Raw genomic sequence first — 15,875 nt, 5'->3', positions numbered from 1 at the left:
GCCCGGTCCCGCTCAGGCGCGTCGGTCGGCCACGGCCCAGGAGGCGAGGGCCATGGCACCGGCGACACCGAAGACGGCGGGCCAGGCGCCGACCTTCTTGGCCAGCGGGTGCGACCCGGCGAACGCGGCCACGTACCCGGCGGTCAGCACCCCGGCGGCGGCCCCGCCGGCGTCCTGCTTCCACTGCCGGGCGGCGGCGACCCCGGCGACGGCGAGTACGACCCCGCCGAGCTGCCGCTTCCTCGTCCACCGGGCGACGCCGTACCCACCGACAAGCCCCCCGGCGGCCACCACCGCGGCCGGAACCTTCGCCATTGCTGCCTCCTGCTGCCGTGCACTCGTCCAGGGTTCCTCCTGAGGCTAACGCCCCGGCTCGGCCCGGCGGACCTGCCCCCTGGCCATAGCCCGCGGAGATGGCGCAACAGGCACCGCCGAGAGCGAAGCCCAGGGCGGCGGGGTTCACGCAACCGGGGACGTCACCGCTACTGACGGCGGAGCGGAGAGGGATCAGATCCGCGTTTTGTGTCTCAGAGCTTGGGTTCGACGGAAAGGGATGTGTGCCGGCCCAGCCAGCGAGGGCCGCGACCGCGGTCTCACGCGCCTCGCCTCGGCAACTGTTTCCGCGAGCAGGGTCCGTTCTGCGTTGGGAGCGGCGAGCTGACGATAGAACTGGAGATCTTCGAATCCGTTTACTGCGACATCATGGCTGTTGGCGGCGTAGACCAGGCGGGGGATACGGGCCCAGTAGTAGGCGACCAGGCACATGGGGTACGGCTCGCTGCCGGCGTACATCACGGCGTCTTCCATGAGATGGCGGCCGAGTTCCGTACCGGCCGCGCGGAGAGCCGTGACTTCGGCGTGAGCGGTGGGATCCCGGAGTTCGACGACTGAGCTGGTGCCGGCGGCTATGACTCCCGTCGACAGTGTGACGCCCACGCGAACGCGTCCCGTTCAGCGTCTTGTTGTTCCGCACTCATATCCACGGCCTTCGTGCTGGTCCGGTGTTCTTCTTGATCCGGAACACAGGATCAGGCGAAGGTCGCTCTGACATGCGGTGATTATCCAGCCAGGTGAACGTGTACGAGACTCGTTCGACAGTCACTGGTCAAAGATCAAGCTAAGCGTGCGCCGCCCCGGACCGAGCCCGGTCACGCAATGGCGCCTCTGCGGCGAATCGCTCGAACATCCGCGACAGGACCTCGCAGGAGGAACGCCGGGCAGTGCCGTCGTCCGGCCCTTCGGGAAGCCGGTCCCACGGAACAGCCGGGGCCGATTCCGCATCGTCGATCCAGTCGGTGAGCGCGTGGTGGTCGGGCGCCTCGTCCGGAGCGATCACCTCGTACATGAGCGTGCTGCCGGCCGTATTGACTGCCGTACAGAGCGCGTTGACCCGATCGCCGAGCCGTGTGGCTCCCTCGTCGGCCAGCCCTTTCAGGACCCGCACCAGGGCCAGTGCGGTGGGTTTGTGATCGATGACAGCGAGCCGGAGCGCTGTATTGGTCATGTCCTGATTGCGGCAGGCGATCTCCGCGGGGGTGTAATCGGGCCCGTCACGGAACATCTCGGCGGCCCACCACAGTCGGGCGAAGGCTTGGTTGTAGTGAGGACCTACGAACCTGGCGCTGTTGACCTTCCTGAGCGCGCCGTCGCCGGACTCTCCGGACGGCATGTGCCGCCACAGGACGAAGTCCGGCGCGACGGCCAGGGCCAGGAAGTTCCACAGACCGGGGTTCGCCGCCTCGGCTCGAGTCATCCGCAGGGTCGCGTGCAGCCGAGGCGCCAGCCAGGCGTCGGCGTCGGTCCGCGCCGCATCGAACCTGTGCATCGCCTCCTCGACGATCTCCCGCACCGGGGCGGCGCTCCAACGGGCGGAGTCGCTCTCGATCGGCACGCTCGCCCGGAGAATCGCCACCTGCGGTAGGCCGTCCTGTCCCGCCCGTACCCCATGAGTGAGGAAGGCCGTGGCGAGGTGACCGGGGAGCAGCGCGAGCCGTTCGGGGGGCTCGGTGCGGTGTCGGCTCATCGGCTCACTTCCTGGGCACGGGTTACGGCACGGATGGCTGCCGTCAGATTCTTGGGTACCTGGCCGCGTCTTCCGGCGGCGAACTGAATCCGCGACTGGACCTCGGCCCATCCTCGGCCGTCACTTCGACGGCTGTGGGCCTCGCCCAAGGCCTCCGAGAGGGGCAGCCCGGGAAACACCTCGGGAAGCATGGAGCGCAGCACCGACTCCCGCCATCCACCAGGAAAGCGCGGGGTGCCGTCCTCATCGAATTCGAGGTCGCTCAGCGCGGAGTGGAACATTGTCGCCCAGGCCTCTCCCGCGATCTGCGCGGCCACCAGTCCCGCGGTCGCCTTCTCCAACGGGCCACGAGCACCGGACAGAAGCTCGGGAAGCCCCTCGAAGGACGTGTTGAGCAGGACGGCCGGCACGTCTCCGGTGGTGTCGATCAACCAAGGCGCATCCATGAACGGACGCAGCCAATCCTGCGGCCCGTCTCGGAAATCCTCCTCCAGGATCTCCAGATCGCGTTGTCTCGTGGGAGTGCGGGCAAGGAGGTCCACGATCCAGGGCGTGTCAGTGGTACCGAGAACACGCCCGTCGACTCCACCGTGACTGCCGACGACGCTGACGTCGAGGACGGCGCGCGCCACGTGAGTGGAGCGGCGCACTCGGACCTCGCCTCGCCAGTGGGTGTCGTCACGACGGCGTTCCAGACGACTCACCCTGCGGGTGTTGGTGGCTCCCTCGGACAGTACGGCGACGCAGGCGACCCCGGACCAGGGCCCGTCGGCCAATTCGTCCATGGGTAGCGAGACTTCGAGATCGAGGACGCCTTCAGTCCAGTCGTCACGCTCGATCTGATGGAGCGCGACGACCTGATCGCGCTGGGAGATCAACGAGAGCTGCAAAGGCTTCCCGTCTATGCTCGCCCCTCGGACGGTGACCTCGATCTTCCCCACCAAGGTCGGGTACGCGTACACGGTGCTCACGCCGAAGCCTCCCGTGCCTGCTGGATGTCCACGATCACTCCGGCCATGGCGGCGGCCACCGGGTGGCTGCCGACAGCCGTGACGCCACCGAAGCGCGCCGATCGTACGTCCGGATCGACGAGCAGCCTGCCGTCGACGATCTCGCAGTTCTCCTTCGCGGACAGCTCCGCCCACTCCAATGAAGGACGCCCCCCTGATCGCACATCGAACTTGACCACCGGCAGTAGCTGCCAGCGGTCGTCGCGCTGCGGGACGGTCAGCGTCACGTCCAAGGTCCAGGCCCCGTCTCTGTCCACCTTCCCGACGACCCGGTCCACGAGCGGGTGTCCCTGGCCACGACGACCGCTCACTGCGGCGGGCGCATCCAGGCGTAGCAGCTTACGGAGGACCTCAGGGCCGGTCGAACCCTGACCGGCAGTCCGGCGGCCGATCACGCCCCGCAACGCTGCGTCCATGGCCGCGTTGAACTCGGTCAATCGCCGAGGCGCGTTGGCATAGGCGGCGGTAAGTTCCTCCGTCGCTCCCCATCTGTCGTGCTCCGGGGGCTCGGCAGCTCGTAGGAACGCCTCGGCGGCGTGGGTCTCCGCGCCGTCGTCGCCAGTGGCGAAACCGGCGAGCAGGACAGCCTGGAACGGGTCCACTCCCGGCCGCAGGCCGCGAGGGCGTCGGGCCGTGACAGTCATCCGGGTGCCGCGCATGCAGGTGATACGGCTGTGCACCTCGTCGTTGTCGGCGGCAGGAGTGACCAGGAGCACGGCACGGTGGCTGTGTCCTTCAGCCCTGCGCCCGGCGGTCCGCAGCGGCGGGACGACAAGGGCGACCTCCACGGCGGCGACCTGCCCGGTGGCCGTGAGCTCGTCGACCGTCTCGCCGTCGATGTACGCCCGGAGCGCGTGGGCCAGCGCGGGGTGCCGATCGAGCGGATCGACCCGCTGCTCCGGAACCACGAATTCACCATTGCGAAGAGCACGGACCGAGGCTTCCAGCATGGCCGACGTCGAACGGCCGGAGGTCATGGCGGCCCAGAAATTGTCGGCCAGCGCCCGACTGAGGGCCCCATGCAGGTCCTCCAGGGTGTCGTTGTTGCCGGCCGCGTCGTGAACACCGACGACGAGGAAGGAAGTCCCCGGATCGTCACTGTCCCGATCGAGTCGCAGATCGGCGACCACACTCTCGTCCGCCCACCAGGAGCGGGAGACACCTTCGTGCTCCTTCTCCGTGTCCGACTCGCCGAGCCAGGCAGGCCCGGCGTAGGCGACTCCGTCGACCTCCCGCCAGGGAAGGTCGAGACGTCCGACCACCCGGCGGGCCGTCCGCCCCTCATACGTCTCGGACAGGGTGCTGTTGATCAGCACCAACCCGAGCCGACTGGCTGCCCACAGGGTGGCCTTCCCCAGCCCGTATGAACCACCGGCCCGTTCGTTGCTTTTGTGACTGTCGAGCTGCCGGCGGACCACAGCGGCGTACCGGCCGTCTCCATACTCGGGTCCAGTCAGCCCTGAGGCGTTGTAGTCGTCCACGCGAAGAAGCAGAAGAGAGGAACCCTCGCGCAACGCCCGAAGCCCCTCGGCGAGGACCCGGCCGACCTTCTGCTGGGACCGTGCCGCCGCTGTGTAGTGGGGCTCCAGCTCGTCCCACTTCAGCGCGGAGAGGAAGGAGTGCAGGTGCTCACCGGTCAGCTCGTGCAGGGTGAAGCGCACCCGCACCGGACGCCGCGGGTCCAGCCGCTCGTCCAGGGAGTTCTGCGTGACCTCCCTGGCCAGTACGGCCAGGTTCGCGTCGAAGGCGAAGGCCGCCGCGTTGCCGTACTCCCGACCGCCGTCGTGATGGGCGATCCGGTGATACCAGCTGATCGGTCGGGCCGATCCGGCATCGGCGTCCCTGGTGACCAGGGTGGCGACGTCCGTCTCCAGGATCTCGGCGATCCTGACCATCATCTCCGCCCGCGGCTGCGCCCTGCCGGTGACCCACGCCGACACCGCCGCGCGCGTCAGGTCCAGCTGCTTGGCAAACTCCGCCTGTGACATCCCGCTGCGACGCAGCTGGCGCCCAAGCCACAGGCCGAAGTCCTCGGTGTCCTCCATAGCCCCACTTCCCCATCGGTTCCGGGCATCGTCACGGTAGCACCCCGATTGACGGCGCCGACACTGTCAAATTTCAATAGACGTGTGTGATCGATTCGAGCGCCAGCGGAGCGGATGGAATTTTCTTCTGATCTTCAGATCGACAGATGAGCCGCATGCTACGGTTCTCTTGGGCAACTCCCCACGCGGTCAAGGCCGTTGAGGATGCGCTTGCTCCGGGGGGACGGAGAGCTCTGTCCTCAGACCAGTTGCACAGCTTTCTTTGCATGCGTCATCCAGTCGCGGGCGCTCATTGGCGCGCGCCCACAGGGAGGGGACCCACATGAACGACGATGAGGCCTGGATGGCGTGGTTCATCAAGGAGTACGACAACACCGAGGACCCTGATCTCCGCGCAGAGCTTCTGACGTGTCACGGCATCCACCCCCAGGTCCTGGCGTCGGAGCGGCGGCGTCTCGCCCGCCGCGCGCAGAGTCAGCCCACGGAGCAGACGACCACCCCCTTCGTCCCGCCCGTGCCCCGCACGTCCCGTGCCACCCGCCGCCCCACCACCCCTCGGCGCGCCGGTAGCCCCCGCACCTACCAGGTCAAGGTCACCCGCACCAAGAGGATCCGCACGGCCAAGGGAACCGCGACCGTTGTGACCGTGACGACGACCGTCACCACGGTCACGACCGTCACCACGGTCACCACCATCAACAGCTGATCCCCCTCTGCTTTTCCTCATAGGCTGTCCTGATTCGTTTCACCGGGGGTGCCGGCCTCATGCACCGGCATCCCCGTACTCCCCCACGTGTCCTCGGTTCGTTTCTCTCATTCGAGACAGGTGCTTCATGACCGACCGGCAGTTGGCCGACCCTTCGCTCCCGCCCGTGATCGACACCGTGATCCGACAGTCCTCGACCGTCCTGAAGACGTATCAGGTCGACCCGGGGCTGATACAGGAGCACGCCAACGGTGAGCGTCGTATCACCCAGGGCGGCTACGGCGAAAGGCAGCTGCTCGAACTCGTCCAGAACGCGGCGGACGAGATCGCGGCGTCACCCGGCGGCAAGCTGCACGTCGTCCTGACCGAAAACCACCTCTACTGCGCGAACGAAGGAACCCCGGTCACGCCGGAGGGCGCCGAGACGATCCTGCGCATGAGTGTCTCGCGCAAGCGCGGCGGGCAGATCGGCCGCTTCGGCGTCGGCGTCAAGTCCGTGCTCTCCGTGAGTGACTCTCCCCAGTTCTTCAGCGGTAACGGTGCCTTCGGTTTCGGCTTCGACCGGGACTGGTCCGCCGCCGAGATCGCCAAGGCCATCGGCCGGCAGGGCGACCTCGAACTGGAAACCCCGGTACTCCGCATGGCCCGGCCCCTCGATGTCGAACAGGAGCGTGCCGACGACAACGTACTGGACAAGCTCTTGCGCTGGGCCACCACCGTCGTCCGCCTGCCCCTGATGCGCGGTGCCGCCGAGCGTCTCGGACGGGACATCAGCGGGTACAGGAGTCGCACTGGGCGGGAAACCGAAGCCTTCCCTGCCCACTTCCAGTTGTTCTCCTCCCACGTCGGCCAGGTGCTCCTGCACGACGAGCGCACCATGCCCCCCGCGCGCAGGGAGATCTCGGTCGAACCCAAGGGCATCCACCGCACGCTCAAGGAGGTGGCACGCGGCGCCAAGCAGACCACCGAGCAGTGGAAGGTGTTCTCAGTCGCTCATTCCCCCACCGACAAGGTCTCGGACAGCGCCGGAGAGCTGCACAACCGGCCGGTGCTCGAGATCTCCTGGGCCGTGCCCGAATACACGGTCCGCAATGGCCTGTACACCACACCCGTCGGCAGGGGGGCGTTCTGGGCGTTCTTCCCGACCAAGTACGAGGTGTCGCTGACCGGCATCCTGAACGCCCCGTGGAAGACAAACGAGGATCGACAGCACCTTCTCGACGGGAGCCCTTTCAATCGGGAACTGCTGCAGGTCGCGGCCCGGTTGGTGGTCGATACCCTGCCCCGGCTCGTGCCTGCCGAGGACCCCGCCGCATACCTTCCCCTGCTGCCGGGCCGCACCAAGGAGAAGCTCAACTGGGCCGACGACTACTTCCTCCGGCAAGTGTGGGAAATGGCTGCCCAGCGTCCCTCCCTGCCCGACCAGAACGGTGAGCTCCAGGTCCCTCGCGACCTGTTCATCACGCCGTCGGATCTTGACAAGGAATGGGTCCGGATCTGGTCGGAGTGCAGCGGCCGCCCCACCAACTGGGTGCACGCATCCGTCGACGCCTCCGACACCGCCCTCCGCCGCGGCAAGATGAAGCAGATCCTGGACGCGGCCGGGAAGACGCCCGAGAGCGTCAAGGACTGGCTCGAGGCACTCGTCGCCGACGGCTCCGTGGAGGCCTCGTGCCACGCCATCGAGATCCTGTCGCTGATGGTGCTCAAGGATCAGGCCGGCCGCTTGCGCGGGGACTCTCCACTCACTGCCGAGGCGCGCACAGCCCGGATCGTGTTGACCGAGGAGCACGGCGTCGTCGCCCCGGTAGCCGGTGAGATCTTCCACCGAACCTCCGCCGACACGCTCCGCGATGACATGGTCTACGTCCACCCGTCGATTTCCGAGCGCCCCGAAATGGCCCGGCATCTGCACAACATCGGCATCCGGGTCGCCGATGCACAGGGACGGTTCGAGGGCGTCCTCGATCAGGGGTTCGACAACTACGACGACAATGCGTGGTCGAACTTCTGGATCCTGCTGCGCAGCGCCGGCGGTAGCGCGAACGTCGATCGCATTCGTGCCAAGGTGCCCAGGCCGCTGAAGACCCTGCGCGTCCGTACCATGGACGGTCGTTACAGGCTGATGCGCGACTGTCTCCTGCCCGGACCGGTGGTGCCCCGCGACGGAAACCGCGACAAGGCCATCGTCGTCGACCTGGATTTCCACGAGAGCGACAGACCGGTCTTCCGCGACCTAGGGCTGTTCGATCGCCCTACCGGCGGGTACAGGCCCCACGAGGAAGCATGGTTCGAGGAGTACCGGCAGGTCGTTCACGACTCGCACCTCCGTAGTCTGCCGAGCACCGCCCCCCGGCCCAACATCTCCCGCCTCTCCGTCGAGGGGGCTGCGACGTTGGGACCGCTGCATCTGCTGCCCGCGCTGTCCGAGGAGGGCCGCGCCGCCTTCGTGGCGGCTCTGCCGGCGTCCGACATCTCGCAGCACTGGCAGATGCAGTACGGAACCACCGCCAACACCCGCAAGGCCGTGATGTCCCCGCTGCGCTGGATGATCTCCAAGCATGGCCTCGTGAAGACTTCCTTGGGACTGACCCGGGTGTCCGAGGCCGTCGGTCCTCAGCTCAAGGCTTTCCGCACCGTGCTCCCGGTCGCCGAGATCGCGGAGGAGACGGCGCGGAAGCTGAACATGCCCACGACCTCCGACGAGGTGCCCACCCGGCGCTGGGGCAAGCTGTTGGACCTCGTACTCAAGAGCGAGGACGACGCTTTCATCGGTCGTGCGTACGCCCTGCTGCACAGGGTCGGCTTCGAGTTCCCGGAAGGCGTGCCCACCCGCTGCCGGGTGGGATCCTCCTGGGAAGGACGCCCTGACAACGAGATCGCCGTCGCGCTGAACGAAGTGGAGTTCAAGGAGCTCGTCCGTGAGCGCCTCCCCGCGCTCCTGGTCACCGACAAGGCGGACGTGGCCACGGCGAAGGAGATGATCGAGGAATGGGGGATGCTCAAGGTCTCCGACGTCATCAGCAGAGAGATCGAGCCCATCAAGACCGGGCGGGCCGTGTCCCTGTTCGAGGAGTTCACGACGGTCAAGGCGCGCCTCGGTCAAGCAGGCAGCAGCTACAAGATCCAGCGCTGCTCCGAGCTCGAGCAGGTGGTGCGCACGCCCATGGGCAGCAAGCGGAAGCCGCTCAAGTTCGCGAGGAAGGGCCAGACCCTGTTCGTACTGGACTCCCTCGACCGGCTGCAGGTTCTGCAGGCCGCCGATGAGGAGTTCAAGTGGGGCTTCGGCGTGGCCGGCTGCAGCCAGGCTCTCGCCCTCCAGGACAGGCAGGAACACGACCAGGCTCTACAGGGGCGGCTGCGCGCTGTGCGGGAAAGCGAGAGCGTCATCGACAAGATCGCTCTGCTGATCGGTGAGGAGGCCCTACGTGGCGAACTTCCGCCCGGCCTCATGGAGAGCGAGATCCAGGAGCAGGGCGCCGAACCGAACCCTCGGCGCGTCGCCGAGATGGCCTTCAACGCCCACGGCGAAGCGATCCTTCGGGTCCACTCCCGGGATCTCGCTCTGGACTTCCCCACCCGTGCCCCCAGCTCCTTCACCGGGAACACGAAGGCCTTGCGATTCGTCACCGACCTCGGGTTCCCGGACTCCTTCGCGGGCGCCCAGGTGCCCTCGCTGGATCCCCGCCTCGAGGTCGACGGTCCGTCCGAGTTCCCTTCCCTGCACCCGTACCAGGAGGAACTCGCGCAGGCGCTGCTCGCTCTGCTGGAGAACTCGATGCCCCAGCGCGGCATGCTCAGCCTGCCGACCGGATCCGGCAAGACGCGTGTCACAGCGGAGGGAGTGATCCGGTGGATCCGTGATCGGAAGGATCTACCCGGGCCGGTCCTGTGGATCGCCCAGACCGAAGAGCTGTGCGAGCAGGCCGTGCAGAGCTGGAAGTTCGTCTGGTCGAAGGTCGGTCCCGAGCTTCCCCTGGTCATCAGCCGGCTCTGGGCCTCGAACGAGGCGACCCCCGTCGACGGACGTCCGCACCTGGTCGTCGCCACCGACGCCAAACTGGACAGCTGCCTGGAGAAAGAGGACTACGCCTGGCTGAGGGAGGCTGCCGAACTCGTCATCATCGACGAGGCGCACACCGCGATGTCCCCGCGCTACACCCGGCTGCTCGAACAGCTCGACCTCACGCACCGCCGCACCAGTCGTCACCTGATCGGACTCACCGCGACCCCGTACCGGAACAACGAGGAACTGACCCGGCTGCTGGTGCAGCGGTTCGGCAGCCGCCTCGACACCGGCGTCTTCGACGGCGATCTGTCCGTCGCCATCAAGGGGTTGCAGCAGATCGGTGTCTTGGCCCAGGTCAAGCACCGAGAACTGGTGGGCGCCGACATCGCGCTGACGGCGGACGAGCGTGCACAGTCCGAGAAGTTCTCCACCTTGCCCAAGGGCGCCGAGCAGCGGTTGGCCGAGGACCACGGACGCAGCCAGCGCATCGTCGACGAGATCGCCGCCATGCCCTCCGACTGGCCGGTGCTGGTGTTCGCCACCTCTGTGGCCCACGCCAAGCTACTGGCCGCCAAGCTCGGTGACCGGGACATCAGGGCCGCCGCGATCGACTCGACCACGCCCCCCAACGAACGACGCAAGCGGATCGACGACTTCCGCAAGGGCAGGATCCAGGTCCTGACCAACTACGGCGTGCTCACCCAGGGCTTCGACGCACCGGCCACTCGCGTCGTGGTCGTGGCTCGCCCGACGTACAGCCCGAACATCTATCAGCAGATGATCGGACGCGGTCTGCGCGGCCCGAAGAACGGTGGCAAGGAGAGCTGCCTGATTCTGAACGTGCGGGACAACATCACGAACTTCGGCGAGGAACTCGCCTTCACCGAGTTCGAGTACCTGTGGAGCGAGGGCCAGTGACCGTCACCCCGCTCACCGAGCATCGACTCACCGACGCGCAGCAAGCCGTGGTTGACCAGCCCTGGGACGCCCGGGTGCTGGTCACGGCCGGAGCCGGCGCCGGCAAGACGCACACCCTCGTGCGGCGGCTCGACGTGTTGGTGGAGCGGGAGGAACTGGAGGCCGGGGAGATCCTGGTGCTCAGCTTCTCCCGTGCCGCCGTGCGCGAACTCACCGAGCGGATCGAGCGGCACGCCGCCGCCGCGCAGCGGATTCGTGTGCAGACCTTCGATGCCTGGGCTGCAGCCCTGCTCAACCGCGCCTACCCGGACACGGACTGGGGGACGTACACCTTCGACGAGCGCATCGAGGCCGCCACCGAGGCGATCGACAAAGGGGCGGTCGAGGGCGGCGAGTACTTGCCCGCACATGTGGTGATCGATGAGGTTCAGGACCTCGTGGGTGTCCGTCGGGAGATGGTCGAGGCGCTGCTCGACCGGTTCCAGGAGAACAGCGGCTTCACCGTGGTGGGTGATTCGGCTCAGGCGGTGTACGGATTCCAGGTGTCCGATCCGGATCAGCGGGCCGAGGAGACCGACCGCTTCCTGACCTGGGTGCGTGCCACCTTCGGTGAGGACCTGGTGGAAATCCATCTGGGCGACAACTTCCGGGCCCGCAGCGAGGCTGCTCGGATGGCCCTGCCCTACGGTGCCCAGTTGCAGCGACTGCCCCGCGATCGGGCCGAGTCCGCCGCCGAGGCCGAGCGTATCCACGGCGATCTGCGTGCTCTGCTGCTCTCGGCACCGAACTTCGGGAGCCTGGAGGACGAGTTCGTGCGGGCAGCCCTGCGCGACTATCCCGACACCACCACCATCCTGTGCCGCGACAACGGCCAGGCACTGACGTTGTCCGGCATGTTGGCCGACGCCGATGTCCCCCACACCCTGCAGCGGTCGGCGCGCGAACGCTCGGCTCCGGTGTGGATAGCCGAACTCCTCGCCTCGACCGGCGCGTCCACTCTGAGCCGGGAGCGCTTCGAAGAACTGCTGGTCGACCTGCAGATCCCGGTCGGCAGCACATCGGAGGCGCTGTGGAGATCGGTGCGCAAGGTGGCACGGGGCAGTGGTCGCGGCACCGTCGATGTCGTCGGGCTGCACCGGGCGCTCGCCGAGGGCCGACTGCCCGACGAGCTCACCGCGGCACAGTCGTCCTCGCTCGTGATCTCGACCGTGCACCGTGCCAAGGGCCTGGAGTTCGACCGGGTCCTGATCGTCGAACCACGCGTGCTGAAGGAGCCGGCCCAAGTCCGGAAGAAGAAGCACGACTACGACCCGGCGGCAGAAGCCCGGCTGCTGTATGTGGCCATGACCCGGACCCGGGATGATCTGTACGTCCTGGACGCCCCCAACTCGTGGCTCCTCCGTAAGGACAAGAGGATCGACCGTTGGTACCTGGGTGGTCGCAGCACCTGGGCCCGCAACGGCATCGAGATGATCGGCTCGGACGTTTCCCATGAGCAGCCTCCGGGCACGGAGGGAATTCACCAGGACGCTGCGGAGGTGTCGCGGTACCTCCTTGCCGACGTCACCGCCGGTGCAGAGGCGGAGCTCGTGCTGCTGCACGGCATCCCCGTCGCCGCCGATCAGTCCCCACCGTACGCAGTGGTGGTCGGCGGCCGACAGATCGCGGTGGTGTCGGAGCGCTTCCGCACCGACCTGCACCGAATGCTGCGCCGCACCGCGCACTCCGAGGTCGATCGCTGGCCGCCGCTGATCACCGGTCTCCGGGTCGAATGCGTGGAGAGCGTGGCGGGCATTCCTGCGGCGACCGAGGCCGCCGGGCTGGGTACGCACGGCGCGTGGGTCGCACCCCGGTTGTGCGGTCTGGGGCGCTTCCAGTGGTACGCGGACGGACGGGAAGGGAACGAAGGATGAGCAGGTCGACTCACCAAGCACATTACGAGGTGCGCGACTCGCTCGTCGGCGCCCTGCGGCAAGACCTGCTCGGCCCCGTGGGTGGTCCGGACGAGGTTCTCACGGACGATGCGCCGATCACCATGTACCCGGTCGGTGTGCTCTTCCCGCGCTCGCAGGCGGACCGGTCCGGTATCTCGCCCCAGAGTGGTCCGGCCGAACAGGGGGATCTGGAGTCCGAGCGGGACGGGCTCGACGTGGTGCCACTCGGCACTCGTCGGGACGTCGAGGAAGGCCCCGGCGATCTGGGCGTCTCGCTCGCGAACGTCCGGACGCCGTCGTCCATCGGCCTGACATTCGCCGTGGACCCGAGGGTGTCCGCACGGATTCGGTTGACCGTACACGCTGCCGTCTACAGTCCCGAGGACGCCGACGGGAATCCGGTGTCCGCCAAGCGGACCGAAGCACGAAGCACGAAGGCCCAGCGGGAACATTGGCGCCGTTCCGCCCTTCGGATCGAGCCCGTCGACGTGGACGTCACACAGCCCGGCCTGCTCAAGCCCTTCGACCTCCATCCCGGACTGGAACTGCGTGTGCTGGTCCGCCCCCGGTCCGAGTCGGACCGGACGGTGACCGTGACGGCCACGGTCGTCAACAGTCTGAAGGTCGGCCAGTTCGACCTCCGGGACGCGCACTGCTTCTACCAACCGGAGCTGATCGTCACCGCTGAGGACGGCAGCAGCCCGGTGTTTGTGGCCCGGCCGACCGCTCTGGACGCGGTCGACTCGGAACACGCGCTGAGCCGCCTCCTGTACCGCCATGCGCCGAGCTTCGCCACCGGCCATGGCTGTGCGGCGCATTGGGACTGGCCGCCACCTCCGGTGGGATCCGTATCGATCGATCGTCCGACCGTCACCACCCTGCGGACCGAGTTCGTCCCCTCTCAGGAGGTGTTGCTGACGGACTCCAACCCGGAGATCGACGACAAGGCGCTGACCATGTACCGGCTGGGAACCGACCCGGCCCACGAGGTCGTCTCGGCCCTTCGCACCTTGCTGAGCGGATACGAGCGGTGGATCGAGACCCAAGAGGTTCAGGCCCGCCTGCTGCACGACACGGAACACGGCAAAATCGCGGCCGAACAGGTCCAGCTCTGCCGACGAGCACTGCGCCGCATGCGTGAAGGCGTGGATCTGCTGGAGGACACGGAGCAGCCGAACATTCTGCGCGCGTTCCGGCTGGCGAACCTCGCGATGGCCGACCAGCGGGCACGTACCGCGTGGATCAAGGGCGGCAGGTCGGGCGAACCGGATAGCCAGGCCGGGCGGTGGCGCCCCTTCCAAATCTCCTTCATCCTGCTCTGCCTGGCCGGGATCGTCGCTCCGGACCACGACGACCGAAAGGTCTCCGACCTGCTGTGGTTCCCCACAGGTGGTGGCAAGACGGAGGCGTACCTCGGCCTGATCGCCTTCACCACCTTCCTGAGGCGCCTGCGGGACGGGGAGGACGGGGCCGGCGTCACGGTGCTCATGCGGTACACGCTCCGACTACTCACCCTCCAACAATTCGAGCGCGCAGCGGCGCTCATCTGCGCGATGGAACTACTGCGGACAGCCGATCCGGCGAGCCTCGGGCATGAGGAGATCTCCATCGGCATGTGGGTGGGTCGTTCGGCGACTCCCAACACGCTGGCCGTCGCCACGAGCAAGCTGGCCGATCTCACGCGCAACGAAAATTTCCAGTTGGAGACCGAGAACCCGGTCCAACTACGCAACTGCCCTTGGTGCGGCGAATCGTTGCGGGCGACGGACTACTCGGTCGATGACGACGCCGTACGCATGACCGTCAACTGCCCCTCCGGCACGTGCGACTTCCACTGGGGAGGACTGCCGGTACACCTCATCGACGAAGCCATCTACGCCCATCGACCGACCTTGGTCATCGCAACGGTCGACAAGTTCGCCTCGATGCCGTGGCGACCCGCGTCGGCGGCCCTGTTCAACCGGGACGTGGACGGAGTGCGACCGCCCGAGCTCATCGTCCAGGACGAGCTCCATCTGATCTCGGGCCCGCTCGGCACGCTGACCGGCCTGTACGAGACGGCCGTGGACGCCTTGGCGGATCGTCCCAAAGTCGTCGCCTCGACCGCGACCATTCGACGCGCTGACGAGCAGGGCACCCGACTGTTCGCCCGTTCGGTGGAGCAGTTTCCGCCCTCGGGCCTCGACTCCCGGGATTCCTGGTTCGCCGTGGAGACGCCACGGGAGCGGAAGGCGGCCCGCCGCTACGTCGGCCTGCTGACCTCCAGCACCAGCCAGGCCACCTTGCTGATCCGGGTGTACGCGTCGCTGCTCCATCGGGCCCACACCCATGATGCTCCGCCTGAGGTGAAGGACGCGTATTGGACCCTGATCGGCTACTTCAACAGCCTGCGACTGCTTTCGGCGGCGGAGCTCCAGGTCCTCGACGACGTCCAGGAGCGTCTGGGACACCTCGCACTGCGTGACGGAGTCAAGGTACGCCGCGCCGACGCCCTCACGGAGTTGAGCAGCCGGGCGAATTCCAGCGACATCTCCCGCCGGCTCAAGGCCGTGGAACGACAGCTCCCGATGCCGGACGTACTCGACGTGCTGCTCGCCACCAACATGATCTCCGTGGGAGTCGACGTGGACCGACTGGGGCTGATGGCAGTGATGGGTCAACCGCAGACCACAGCGGAGTACATCCAGGCGACGAGCCGGGTCGGCCGACAACATCCCGGTCTCGTCGCGATCATGCTCAACTCCGCTCGCTCACGGGACCGTTCGCACTACGAGGACTTCCAGAGCTTCCACTCGGCCCTGTACCGCGAGGTGGAGTCCACCAGTGTGACCCCCTTCTCCGCCCGGGCCCGCGACCGAGGACTGCATGCCGTGGTGGTGGCTCTGGCCCGGTTGATGCTGCCGGCCGCACGGGACAACGACGCCGCATCACGCGTGGAGGACTTCGTGATGGACCTCCGCGAGACCGTCGGTGCCCTCCTGCTCGACCGGGTGGCGGCGGTCGAGCCGGCCGAGCTCGAGTCCACCACAGCGGCCTTCGAGGACTTCGTCGGATGGTGGCAGGACGAAGCGCTGGCCAGCCCGAACCTCGTGTACGAGGCTCCGCGTGGCTCCCGCGTGCCCGCCCTGTTGGCCAACTACGACGACGAGTCGCCCGACGCCTCGCCGTGGAAGACACTGTGGAGTCTGCGCGACGTCGACGCCTCGTCCACCTTCTTCGAGGAGCGCTGA

The 15,875-nt window shown here is 67.5% G+C and carries 9 protein-coding genes; 4 read left to right on the top strand and 5 right to left on the bottom strand.

Going from position 1 to position 15,875, the window contains the following annotated elements:
- Positions 1 to 12 precede the first annotated feature (12 nt).
- From ACZ4TO_RS14400 to ACZ4TO_RS14380, 5 genes are all read right to left on the bottom strand, one after another.
- Entirely contained in the window at positions 13 to 315 is a 303-nt protein-coding gene (locus ACZ4TO_RS14400; RefSeq protein ID WP_385043760.1) for a hypothetical protein, read from the bottom strand.
- Between the two features lie 192 nt (positions 316 to 507).
- Positions 508 to 936, bottom strand: coding sequence for a deaminase (locus ACZ4TO_RS14395; RefSeq protein WP_468024291.1), 429 nt, complete (start codon positions 934 to 936; stop codon positions 508 to 510).
- Between the two features lie 181 nt (positions 937 to 1,117).
- On the bottom strand, positions 1,118 to 2,023 hold the full coding sequence (locus tag ACZ4TO_RS14390) for a DUF6339 family protein (RefSeq protein ID WP_468024290.1): 906 nt from the start codon (positions 2,021 to 2,023) through the stop codon (positions 1,118 to 1,120).
- Positions 2,020 to 2,994 carry a hypothetical protein gene (locus ACZ4TO_RS14385; protein ID WP_468024289.1) on the bottom strand — a complete coding sequence of 325 codons (975 nt, stop codon included), beginning with the start codon at positions 2,992 to 2,994 and terminating at the stop codon, positions 2,020 to 2,022. Before ACZ4TO_RS14385 ends, ACZ4TO_RS14390 begins: the two co-directional genes overlap by 4 nt.
- Positions 2,991 to 5,078 carry a helix-turn-helix domain-containing protein gene (locus ACZ4TO_RS14380; RefSeq protein WP_468024288.1) on the bottom strand — a complete coding sequence of 696 codons (2,088 nt, stop codon included), beginning with the start codon at positions 5,076 to 5,078 and terminating at the stop codon, positions 2,991 to 2,993. Before ACZ4TO_RS14380 ends, ACZ4TO_RS14385 begins: the two co-directional genes overlap by 4 nt.
- A gap of 322 nt (positions 5,079 to 5,400) precedes the next feature.
- Between ACZ4TO_RS14380 and ACZ4TO_RS14375 the strand changes: the two genes are divergently transcribed.
- The 4 genes from ACZ4TO_RS14375 to ACZ4TO_RS14360 all read left to right on the top strand — a co-directional run bounded on the left by ACZ4TO_RS14375 (position 5,401) and on the right by ACZ4TO_RS14360 (position 15,875).
- Positions 5,401 to 5,784 (top strand): hypothetical protein, encoded by a 384-nt coding sequence (locus ACZ4TO_RS14375; protein WP_468024287.1) that lies wholly within the window; start codon positions 5,401 to 5,403, stop codon positions 5,782 to 5,784.
- A gap of 127 nt (positions 5,785 to 5,911) precedes the next feature.
- The gene (locus ACZ4TO_RS14370) at positions 5,912 to 10,711 is read left to right on the top strand and encodes a DEAD/DEAH box helicase (protein ID WP_468024286.1); all 4,800 of its coding nucleotides are present in this window, start codon (positions 5,912 to 5,914) and stop codon (positions 10,709 to 10,711) included.
- Complete coding sequence (locus tag ACZ4TO_RS14365; RefSeq protein ID WP_468024285.1) at positions 10,708 to 12,624, top strand: UvrD-helicase domain-containing protein; 1,917 nt, start codon at positions 10,708 to 10,710, stop codon at positions 12,622 to 12,624. The genes ACZ4TO_RS14370 and ACZ4TO_RS14365 overlap by 4 nt, the downstream gene beginning before the upstream one ends.
- Positions 12,621 to 15,875 (top strand): helicase-related protein, encoded by a 3,255-nt coding sequence (locus ACZ4TO_RS14360; protein WP_468024284.1) that lies wholly within the window; start codon positions 12,621 to 12,623, stop codon positions 15,873 to 15,875. Before ACZ4TO_RS14365 ends, ACZ4TO_RS14360 begins: the two co-directional genes overlap by 4 nt.

This window comes from Streptomyces sp. NPDC028298 (assembly GCF_055565895.1).
This window is presented reverse-complemented; position numbering and strand designations above follow the sequence as displayed.

Excerpts from the sequence above, each read along its gene's own strand:
- ACZ4TO_RS14400 (WP_385043760.1), bottom strand. The coding sequence starts at position 315 with ATGGCGAAGGTTCCGGCCGCGGTGGTGGCCGCCGGGGGGCTTGTCGGT.
- ACZ4TO_RS14390 (WP_468024290.1), bottom strand. The coding sequence starts at position 2,023 with ATGAGCCGACACCGCACCGAGCCCCCCGAACGGCTCGCGCTGCTCCCC.
- ACZ4TO_RS14380 (WP_468024288.1), bottom strand. The coding sequence starts at position 5,078 with ATGGAGGACACCGAGGACTTCGGCCTGTGGCTTGGGCGCCAGCTGCGT.
- ACZ4TO_RS14375 (WP_468024287.1), top strand. The coding sequence starts at position 5,401 with ATGAACGACGATGAGGCCTGGATGGCGTGGTTCATCAAGGAGTACGAC.
- ACZ4TO_RS14370 (WP_468024286.1), top strand. The coding sequence starts at position 5,912 with ATGACCGACCGGCAGTTGGCCGACCCTTCGCTCCCGCCCGTGATCGAC.
- ACZ4TO_RS14360 (WP_468024284.1), top strand. The coding sequence starts at position 12,621 with ATGAGCAGGTCGACTCACCAAGCACATTACGAGGTGCGCGACTCGCTC.